Origin of the sequence: Amycolatopsis dongchuanensis (assembly GCF_039542405.1) — a bacterium.
GTDB classification, from domain to species: Bacteria; Actinomycetota; Actinomycetes; order Mycobacteriales; family Pseudonocardiaceae; genus Amycolatopsis_E; species Amycolatopsis_E sacchari.
In genome coordinates this window covers 41963-48921 of sequence record NZ_BAABIB010000171.1, presented here as the reverse complement: position 1 = coordinate 48921, position 6959 = coordinate 41963, and the positions used below count along the sequence as shown (strand labels likewise).

Sequence of the window (6959 nt, the reverse complement as noted above, 5' to 3'; positions counted from 1 at the left end):
CGTCACCCGATCCCTCACCGCCTACGACCACTGACCGAGTTACGCATTACTCGTCTAGCCCGGTCAGGAGTGGATCGAGTACCGCTCCAGCGCCCAGGCGTTGTACTGCTCCTCGCTCGTCGACCACCGCATGTGGGCCGCTGCTTCGCTGTCCTCGCCGACGAGGTAGCGGAGCCGCGTACCGGAGTCCGTTGCCGCGGCGACGATCGCGTCGGCGACCTCGGCCTCGGTGGCCAGCCGGTGCGGGTACTCCGCCTGGTAACCGGCGATGACCTTGTCCACCGCGGCCCGGTACGCGTCCGGGACGGGCAGCGCCAGTGAGGCTTCAGCGGTGGCCTGGACGAAGTTCGTGTCCCGCACCAGCCCCGGTTCGACCAGCTTGACCACCACGTCGCGGGCCGCCAGTTCGTAGCGCAGTCCTTCGGTGAGGGCTTCGACGGCGGACTTCGTCGCGGCGTAGACCGACATGAACGGCTCGGGCACGAGACCGGCGGTGGAGGAGACGTTCACGATCCGCCCGCCGCCCTGGTCGGCGAACCGGGGCAGGGCGGCCTGGATCACCCGCATCGCGCCGAAGACGTTGGTCTCGAACAGCTCACGCACGGTTTCCATCGGCGTGGTCTCGAACACCGACAACAGCCCGGCGCCCGCGTTGTTGACGACGCAGTCCAGCGTGCCGAACCGCTCCACGGTGGCCGCGACCGCGCTCTCGATGGAATCGGGGTCGTGCAGGTCCAGCCTGCACGTGAAGAGGTTTTCGGTGTCCTGCTCCGCGTCGGGGCGCCGGGCGGTGGCCGCGACGCGCCAGCCCTGGGCCAGGAACGCCGTGACCGCGGCCTTGCCGAAACCGGAGGAACTGCCGGTCACCAGGACCGTTTTCGGTGCTCGCTCAGTCATGCCTCCAGCTTCCGGCCCAGGGTTCGGACTGTCTATGATTGAGAGACCGAAAAAGATGAGAGAGCGTCCGGATGACTGATCCCCTGGCCGACCTGATCGGCCTCACGCGCCCGCACGCCGTGCTGTGGAAGCGGATCGAAGGCGCGGGGCGGTGGGCCATCGGCTTCCCCGCGCACAGCGAGATCGTCTTCGGCACCGTGGTACGCGGCCGCTGCCTGCTCCTCGAAGGCGGGTCCGCGCTCGAACTCGCCCAGGGTGACTTCCTCCTGCTGGCCGGCTCGGGTCCCTTCGTGTTCGCCAGCGAGCCGGACGCCGCGCCCGTGGACGGGGAGCGGCTGCTGGCCGAGGCGCCCGGCAGGCAGGTCGTGCTCGGCTCCGGTGACGGGGAGCCGGTCACGCTGGTGGGCGGCGACTTCCTCGTGGATCCGGCGAACGCGGGCATGCTGACCAAGCTGATGCCGGGCCGGGTGCACCTCCGCGACGGGGACCCCGGCACGCGGCGCATCGCCCAGCTGCTCGGCCTGATCGGAGACGAGTCCACTTCGGACCGTCCTGGGGGCGCGTACATCCTGCCGCGGCTGGCCGAGGTCCTGCTCGTCGAAGCCGTGCGCAGTTCCGGCTCCTCGGGCACCCCGCCGGAAGGGCTGCTGCGCGGGCTGGCCGACCCGCCGATCGCGGCCGCGCTGCGTGCCCTGCACGCCGACGTCCGCCGCCCGTGGACGGTGGCGCAACTGGCGGCCACGGCCCGGTTGTCGCGGTCGGTGTTCGCGGAACGCTTCGCCGAACGCGTCGGCGTCACCCCGATCGAGTACCTCCTCGCCTGGCGGATGGCGCTGGCCAGGGAAGCCTTGGTCCGCGGGGACCGGACCATCGACGGCATCGCGCACGAACTCGGGTACGGCTCGGCGAGCGCGTTCAGCAACGCCTTCCGCCGCGTGACCGGCGTGTCGCCGGGCCGGTACGCGAAGACGCGCGGCGCCTAGGCGTGGCGGCCTACGGCAGGATGTTCTGGTTGAGGTGGAACAGGTTGTCCGGGTCGTACCGTTTCTTCACCTCGGCCAGCCGGTCGTAGTTGCCGCGGTAGTTCGCGCGCACGCGGTCCTGGTCGTCGCCCGCCATGAAGTTGACGTAGCCACCCTCCTCCGAGTGGGGGGCTATCGCGGCGTAGTAGTCCCGCACCCAGCGGATGCCTTCGTCGTTGCGCGCCGGGTCCGGCCACATCCCCGCGATGACCGCGGCGAAGTTCGCGTCGCGGTAGGCGAAGGCCGTCTCGTCCGGGGAGACCCGGTGGCAGGCGCCGTTGATCGGGTAGATGTGCATGGTGGAGTTGAGCGCGGGGAGCCGGGGACCGTGGGCCACGTGCGCGGCGATCGCGTCGTCGGCCAGCTCCGTGACGAAGTTGGCCTTCCAGTAGTGCTGCAGGCCCGGCGGGACGAGCCCGTCGAAGGCGCTGTTGAGCGCCGGGTACGGCATCGGGCCGACGTGCTCGGCCACGGTCGGCGCGACTTCGCGCAGCGGCTTGAGCGCCTGCTCGCCCTCTTCCACCGGACCGGACCAGCAGGCCACGAACAACGCGAACGGCTCGCCCTGGCGCTCCTCGGGGATGAACGGCAGCGGCGGCGCGATCTGGAACGCAGGGAAACCGCCGAACTGCTCGGGCGCGTCGACGATGAACTCGCGGTAGAACCGCAGCAGGTCCGCCGCGTGCTCGAGCTCGAACAGCATGGGCCCGCCGTAGACGTCGCGCACCGGGTGCAGCCGGAACGCCAGCGACACCACGACCCCGAAGTTGCCGCCGCCACCGCGCAGCGCCCAGAACAGGTCCTCGTTCTCGTGCTCGCTCGCCGTGCGGAACCGGCCGTCGGCGGTGACCACGTCCGCGGACACGAGGTTGTCGCAGGAAAGCCCGGCGCCGCGGTCGAGGTAGCCGATGCCGCCGCCGAGCGTGAGACCGGAAACACCGGTGGTGGAGATGATTCCGCCGGTGGTGGCGAGGCCGAAGGCGTGCGTGGCGGCGTTGAAGTCGCCCCACGTGGCACCGCCTTCCGCCCACGCGACGCGGTTTTCCGGGTCGACGCGGACGCCGCGCATGGCGGACAGGTCGATCACGACGCCGTCGTCGCAGGTGCCGAAGCCGGGCACGCTGTGCCCGCCGCCGCGCACGGCGAGGTCCGCGCCGGTGTCCCGCGCGAAGTCCACGGCCACCATGACGTCCCCCGCGTTCACCGGCCGGACGACCACACGCGGGTAGCGGTCGATCATCGCGTTGTAGACCTTCCGCGCCTCGTCGTAGTTCTCGTCGTCGCGCGTGATGACCTCACCGCGCATCCGCTCACGCAGGGCCTCGACCGTCGAAGGAGTCATAGGAGCCAGCACACACCCCGCCCGTGCGTGCCTCAAGGAGGCGGAAGTCCCCACGGAACTCCGCTGCGGACGGTGGGTAATGCGATCGCCAGGCGGGGGTTCTTCGCGTGATTCTTCGCCCCTACCGCGAACGGGGGAGGAAGGACAGCGCGCACGAAATTCCTCGCTGTGGCAGACCGGCGGGGCACCTAGCCTGGAGCGCATGGAGGTCGAGGGGACGGAGCTGGTCGCGAAGGTGACCGGGCCTGGGCACACCGACGAGCGCTTCGCCGTGCACGGGACCGATCTCGGGATCCTGTGGGACGGCGGCGACGGGCGCGTGTTCGTGTTGTTCGGTGACACCTTCGGCGAGGGCTGGGGCGGGGACGGGGGAGGCCCGAACAGCGCGGACTGGCGGTGCAACGCCCTCGGCTTCTCCCGCACCAGGGACCTTTCCCGCGGTCTCGTCCTCGACGGCTTCGTCCCCCGGGCCGACGGCACCGCGGCACAGGTCATCCCGCGCGACCCGCGTCGTGACGAGGTGACCGTGATCCCGAATTCGGGCATCGCGATCGACGGGGTGCAGTACGTGCAGTACATGTCCGTCCGCGAGTGGGGGCCGCCCGGGCACTGGCACACCAACTACGGCGGCATCGCCGTCTCGCCGGACGGCGGGGTCACCTGGCACAAGCCGGAGGGCGCCCGCTGGATCAACCGCGCCAGCCGCCGCGACGACCCGTTCCAGATGTGCGCCTTCGCCCGCGAGGGCGACCACGTGTACCTGTTCGGCACCACCAACGGCCGCCACGGCGACGCCTACCTCGCTCGCGCGCGGGTGCCCGAGGTGCTGGACGCCTCCGCGTACGAGTACTACACGGGCGCCGGCTGGAGCCGTGACGAGTTCGCCGCCGTCCCGGTGCTGAGCGGACCGGTGGGGGAACTGTCCATCGCGTACCATGTCCACTTCGGACGGTGGCTCGCCCTGCACCTGGACGACCCGCGCGGGGCGATCCTCCTCCGCACCGCCGACCGGCTCACCGGTCCGTGGTCTCCTGGCGAGGTCGCCGTGCCCGGCGCACAGTACCCGGGCCTCTACGGCGGCTACCTGCACCCGTGGGCCCTCGACGGTCCCGACATCTACTACCTCATGTCGCAGTGGGGGCCGTACAACGTGTTCCTGATGCGGTCACGGCTGGCGGGCTGAGCGCCTCACAACAGGATGTCCGCCAGCGTGAACGGGTAGACGAGCGCGTCCAGCCCGATCGGGCCGGACAGGCCGGGGGCGATGGGCGCCGCGCGGTGCTGGTGCACGCCCAGCCGCGGGTGGAACCAGCCGGGGCGGCCGGGGATGCCGTTGTGCCGCCGCACCCACAGCACCACGTCCGAGTCGGCCCACTTGTCCGGGTTCAGGTGGTGCAGCCACGAGTCGTAGGGCGCGTAGACGAGCACGCGCCGGATGCCCGCGGCCTGCCGCACCCCCTTGATCCACGCCTTGACGAACCGGTCGTCGACCCCGACGGCGTCCACGTCCAGCGCGGGGGCGAGCGAACCGGGGCCGAACACGCCGAGCTGCTTGCCCAGCCGCACGCAGTGCTCGGCCTGGTCGTGCGGGGCACCGGGCCGGGCGTAGTGCCGGATCCCCGCGCGCACGCCGGCCTCCTGCGCGGCCGCGATCTGCCGTTGCGCACCGGTGTCGGCCCAGTTCACGTTCTCCGTCACCGTGATCGAGGCGAAAACGACCGCGGCAGAACGGACCGTGTCCCAGTCGGCCACGGTCGCGTGCAGCGACAGGTTGATCCCACGCGCCGTCTCGTCCTCGGTCAAACCTCCACCTTCGCACTCCCCGTGGCGTCGTGCAGCCACTCTAGGTGCGAAAACGCCGGGGCGCGGGACCGACGCACCCGGAACCGATTCACCTCACACCGCGGGCGGCGACCGGAAAACCGGCCGCCGCCCGCGGTTCCTACGCGTTCTCCCGCTGGAAGGTGCGGGCGCCCCACCACACGGCGAGCACCGCCATCACCAGCAGCACGAGTCCGCCGAAGTACAGCGCGTCGAACGTGAAATCGCCGCGGAAGGTGGCGCGCTCGGCGTCCACGACGTGCGTGAACGGGTTGACCCGCGACAGCCAGTACAGCCAGTCCGGCGCCAGGATGCTGGTGATCGGCAGCAGGATGCCCGACAACAGCAGCACCGGCATCAGCACCGCGTTCAGCAGCGCCGGGAACGCCTCCTCGCTCTTGACGGTCAGCGCGACCGCGTACGACGCCGAAGCGAGGGTGACCGCGACCAGCGCCACGATCACGAGGCTGAGCAGCACCCCGCCGAGCGGGGCGTCCAGCCCGAAGGCCACGTACGCCAGCACCGTGATCAGGATCGCCTGCACCACCGCCTGCACCGCGTTGTTCAGCACCTTGCCCAGCAGCAGGCCGATCCGGCTCGCTGGCGTGACCCGCAGCCGTTCCAGCACGCCGCTGCGGTAGTCGGCCAGCAACGCGAACCCCGCGAACGACGAGCTGAACAACGCCAGCTGCACGATCAGCGCCGGGGTCAGGATGGTCCAGCTGCTGCCCGGCGGGAAACCGGGCGTGCTCCCGACGACCTTTTCCATGAGCGGCCCGAACAGCACCAGGTACAGCACCGGCTGCATGATCCCGATCATCAGCCAGGCGGGGTTGCGCAGCGACAGCAGCAGGTCCCGCCGGAAGATCAACCACGTCTCACGCATGGACGGCCTCCTGCCCCGCCGGGGTGCCCTGCTCGGCGTCCCGCAGGCTGCGGCCCGTGAGCGTGAGGAACACGTCGTCGAGCGTCGGCCGCTGCACCCGCACCGAGGTCATCGCGATCCCCGCCGCGTCCAGCGCCCGCAGCAGTTCCGGCATGGCGGTGTCCCCGCGCGGCACCCGGAAGGACACCGCGGAGTCCACTGTGGTCACTTCGTGGGCGCCGGGCAGCCTGGCCGCGACCTCCGCGGCACCGGCCACCTGCTCCTCGGCCACCCCGACGGTCACGCCGTCGCCGGACACGCGGGCCTTCAGCGAGTCCGGCGTGCCCTCCGCGACGATCTCGCCGTTGTCGATCACGAGGATCCGGTCGCACAGCGCGTCCGCCTCGTCCAGGTAGTGCGTGGTGAGGAACAACGTCACGCCGTGCTCGTCGCGCAGCCGCCGGATGTGCTGCCACAGGTTGGCCCGGCTCTGCGGGTCCAGGCCCGTGGTCGGTTCGTCGAAGAACAGCAGCTTGGGGTCGTGGACGAGGCTGAGCGCGATGTCCAGCCGCCGCCGCTGCCCGCCCGACAGCGTCTTGGTCAGCCGCTGGTCGAGCCCCGCGAGGTCCAGCTGCTCGGTCAGCTCCGCCCCGCGGCTCCGCGCGTCGGCCTTCGTGAGCCCGTACAGCCGGCCCTGCAGCTCGATCTCCTCGCCCACCCGGCATTCGGCCGCGGTGCCGCCGCTCTGCGCGACGTACCCGATCCGCCGCCGCACCCCGGCCGGGTCGGTCAGCAGGTCGCAGCCGCCGACCGTGGCCTCCCCGGCGGTCGGGCGCAGCAGGGTCGTGAGCATCCGCAGCGTCGTCGTCTTCCCGGCGCCGTTCGGGCCGAGGAAGCCGACCAGTTCCCCCGTGGCCACGTCGAGGTCGACACCCCTGACGGCGTCGACGGTGCGGCCGCGCGCGGTGAACCGCCGCGCGAGACCGCGTGCCCTGATCATGGTCTCCCCTTC

The 6959-nt window shown here is 71.3% G+C and carries 7 protein-coding genes; 2 read left to right on the top strand and 5 right to left on the bottom strand.

Annotated elements, in window-relative coordinates:
- Nucleotides 1-63: 63 nt before the first annotated feature.
- Nucleotides 64-897: an SDR family oxidoreductase gene (locus tag ABFX51_RS38895; protein WP_091511037.1), complete on the bottom strand. Its 834-nt coding sequence runs from the start codon at nt 895-897 to the stop codon at nt 64-66.
- A gap of 71 nt (nt 898-968) precedes the next feature.
- On the opposite strand from ABFX51_RS38895, the gene ABFX51_RS38890 reads away from it, so the two are divergent.
- Nucleotides 969-1880, top strand: a complete 912-nt coding sequence (locus ABFX51_RS38890; protein ID WP_091511039.1) for an AraC family transcriptional regulator — start codon at nt 969-971, stop codon at nt 1878-1880.
- A 10-nt stretch (nt 1881-1890) separates the two neighbouring features.
- Here ABFX51_RS38890 and ABFX51_RS38885 read toward each other — a convergent pair whose 3' ends face one another.
- A complete protein-coding gene (locus tag ABFX51_RS38885; protein ID WP_091511042.1) occupies nt 1891-3261 on the bottom strand; it encodes an FAD-binding oxidoreductase in 1371 nt (456 codons plus the stop codon).
- Between the two features lie 202 nt (nt 3262-3463).
- Between ABFX51_RS38885 and ABFX51_RS38880 the strand changes: the two genes are divergently transcribed.
- Nucleotides 3464-4444 (top strand): glycoside hydrolase family 183 protein, encoded by a 981-nt coding sequence (locus ABFX51_RS38880; RefSeq protein ID WP_091511044.1) that lies wholly within the window; start codon nt 3464-3466, stop codon nt 4442-4444.
- A 5-nt stretch (nt 4445-4449) separates the two neighbouring features.
- On the opposite strand, the gene ABFX51_RS38875 is transcribed toward ABFX51_RS38880, so the two are convergent.
- From ABFX51_RS38875 to ABFX51_RS38865, 3 genes are all read right to left on the bottom strand, one after another.
- The gene (locus tag ABFX51_RS38875; RefSeq protein WP_346056837.1) at nt 4450-5064 is read right to left on the bottom strand and encodes a GH25 family lysozyme; all 615 of its coding nucleotides are present in this window, start codon (nt 5062-5064) and stop codon (nt 4450-4452) included.
- 139 nt (nt 5065-5203) lie between these two features.
- On the bottom strand, nt 5204-5968 hold the full coding sequence (locus tag ABFX51_RS38870) for an ABC transporter permease (RefSeq protein ID WP_091511049.1): 765 nt from the start codon (nt 5966-5968) through the stop codon (nt 5204-5206).
- On the bottom strand, nt 5961-6947 hold the full coding sequence (locus tag ABFX51_RS38865) for an ATP-binding cassette domain-containing protein (RefSeq protein WP_091511052.1): 987 nt from the start codon (nt 6945-6947) through the stop codon (nt 5961-5963). The genes ABFX51_RS38870 and ABFX51_RS38865 overlap by 8 nt, the downstream gene beginning before the upstream one ends.
- Nucleotides 6948-6959: the final 12 nt, after the last annotated feature.